This window comes from Sulfuricurvum sp. (assembly GCF_028688295.1).
Classification (GTDB): domain Bacteria; phylum Campylobacterota; class Campylobacteria; order Campylobacterales; family Sulfurimonadaceae; genus Sulfuricurvum.
Genome location: NZ_JAQTYM010000127.1, coordinates 1 through 3,045, shown reverse-complemented (window position 1 = coordinate 3,045; position 3,045 = coordinate 1). Strand labels below are relative to the sequence as shown.

Sequence of the window (3,045 nt, the reverse complement as noted above, 5' to 3'; positions counted from 1 at the left end):
AGAGTGTTTCATCTACCAGCATCGTAGAGCCGTAGGTACGAATATCACCATTCTCACGTAAATACCCACGCTTAGGTCCATTATAATACCATGTAGTATTGACACCGAGTCGTTCAGTAAGTGGATACAGGTAGTATCCTTTCACCATCACTTCTGAAATTTCAGGACTTTGATATTCTATCGGGTTGGAATAATCCGGTGAAAAATACTGTGAGTGCATATATGAAAAATTTCCCATCAACTCGGAACCGTTATCAAAATGGTGAGTAACTTCCATTTCTAGCCCTTTTGCATTACGCTGTTTGTGATTAGTATAGTCTATATTAACCCCTACTGGTTCTCCTTGCAAACTATCAATGACATCATTCCGTATAGAGTAAAATATATTGGTTCGTAAGATTGTTTGCTTGTTTTTGTAGGTGTATGCTAACTCAAAGGTATCAATTGATTCGGGTTTCAAATCAGGATTCCCGTTTTTAAATCCATCTTGTGGCGCTTGAAATGCTTCTACATAAGATGGTGCACGATATGAGCGTCCATAGATACCTTTTAGAATATGGTTGTCATTGAATCTATACACTGCACCGGCTCGATAACTAACCATATTGTTAAATAACGAATAAGTATCCAGCCTAAGATTAGCAGAGATATCAAAATCATCATTGACCGAATAAATATCCTGTGCATACACCGATTTAATCCATTGATCGTTATCTCCATTAAGCAATCCATACCGCCCTTCAAAATACTCAATTGGACCTGTTCCTAAGATTTCAGGACCTTCATCCTGTGTACGTCGAGTGGTTCCAAAAATATTTTTAATCGTATCTATTTTCTGAATTCCAGCCCCAACCCTCCATTCATGCTTGTCGATATTTTTTCCGTTAAGATTCATTTCTAAATAGGTATTTAACTGCTCGTATGTCGGATTCATACGCATTCTAATACCAAATCCACCATAATTTTCATATACCGTTGAGTCAAATGTAAAAGCGTAATAATTCAATCCGATTTTTGATTCTAAAATCATATCACGTGCTACATTAGAGGTATTTCGCACTTCAACGACAGCACTTTTATTCTCCTGATAACCACCGTTAACCGGTTCAAGTTCTTCACTTAACCCATAAAAGTTATCCGTTACTTCCGATTTATATCTGGCGATCACGCTCCAGTCATCATGTTGTGCATTCACACCGATGGAATAATCCTCAAAATTTTCCAAACTATTATAATCTGAACGTAAATAAGCAGTTTCATATGGAGCAACAAACGTTTCCCCTGCCGGAAGTGTTTTGTTACTGTGCTGATGATAACTATCGATCCCGATATTCCATTTGCCTACATTAAGATGTTTAACAAATCCAGCTTTTGTATAATCGTAACTTCCGACTGAGCCAAAAACTTTATCATTTTCTCCCTGCTGAGAATTCACGGTAATAACATTGATAGCAGCACTAAATGCCCCTGGACCATAAATTGTGGAAGCAGAACCGCGTAACACTTCGATCCGATCGATTAACTCTATGGGGAAATCAAGATAAAAGTAACTGGTACTATAAAGATCACTCCCTACATCCATACCATCAATATAAAGTTTGTACTTATCAAACACAAACGTATCAGGATTATAATTTCCTCGAACAATAACTTGCTTCCATCCAATATGCAGCATTGACGTTTCAACCCCTGGTAAAAGGCCAAGCGCTTCATGGAGATTTCGTATACCTAGTTTTTTGAGTTTATCGGCATGTAGAACTGACACAACTGAAGGCTGATAGTCGATATTAAGTTTAGTCTTTGTTGCGATAGCAGTCACTTCGTCCAACAAAGAGGTAATCTCACCTTCGTCAGATGCTGCTACTTGAGAAAGTAAAAAAAACGTCGTCAACGCTATCCAATAACCGTTCATTACACTCCCTAAACTCATTGTGATATTAAATTGTACCAAAACTTTAAAGAAGTATTAACAAAAACTTATATAATATCGATTTATGTTATTTGGTATTGGATTTTAATCATGCACTCTCTAATAGGTAAGTTTGCTATTTTCTTCTGGCTTCTTTACATCGCTGTCATTGTCCCTATGTTTGTCTTTATCCAAATAAACAGCTCTGCAGTTCTAAATGATGAAGAGCGCTCAAAAATACAACTGGTAACCAATACGCTAAAACCAATCATATCAACCTATTTAAGTTTTGATCAGCGGGATATGCTCAACGAAACCATGCGAACCTTTTTCCAAAATCCAAGTATTACTAGTGTTGTTTTAAGCGATACTAATAAAAAACCTATTTTTGAGCACCACAGTCATCATACTAAAGTAAAAAGACCTCTAACCCTATCAGAGTTCATCAAAGACCCTATAACAGGGGAACTTCTCGCCATACTCCACATCAGCTATTCAAATGCACATGCCCAAGAATTACAAAATAAACTTTTTGAGCAACTGGTATTTTTATCACTGTTTGCTTTAGTGATTTTTTCATTCACCTATCTCTACTTTCGCAAGCAATTTTTTGTCTTGAGACAAATCTCTGATTGGATAGGCGGCTACACGGTTGATAATACTACGAAACCATTTAAGAGTAATAACCCAAATACCGAAATACGTACTATCGTCTCCTCTACCAATAAAATGCTCGGAACTATCGATAACTACCGAAATCAAATGGAACAAATAAATACAAAGCTCGAAGAACGGATTGAAACTGAAGTAGAACAGCGTCGTCAAAAAGAGCAGCTATTGATACATCAATCAAGGCTTGCTGCGATGGGTGAGATGATAGAGAGCATCGCCCATCAATGGCGCCAACCGCTCAATATTGTTGGTTTAGCCATGAGCAATATCGAATTGAAACGTGAACTTGGTCTACTAGATGATGCTGAGCTTCAAAAGAACAATGCTATTATCAATACGAATATCACGTTTATGTCTAATACGATTGACGATTTCAGAAATTTTTTCAATCTCAATAAAGAGCGCATTGCATTCAAACCTACCCAGCCAATCAACGATATTTTCCATCTGCTAAGCGAACAACT

At 37.2% G+C, this 3,045-nt stretch carries 1 protein-coding gene and 1 pseudogene; one reads left to right on the top strand and one right to left on the bottom strand.

Annotated features, from left to right (window positions below):
• Positions 1 to 1,912, bottom strand: a 1,912-nt coding sequence (locus PHR02_RS13450; protein ID WP_299992805.1) for a TonB-dependent receptor, incomplete at its 3' end; no start/stop codon positions are given.
• Between the two features lie 108 nt (positions 1,913 to 2,020).
• On the opposite strand from PHR02_RS13450, the pseudogene PHR02_RS13445 reads away from it, so the two are divergent.
• A pseudogene (locus PHR02_RS13445) lies at positions 2,021 to 3,045 on the top strand (hypothetical protein); the annotation flags it as partial.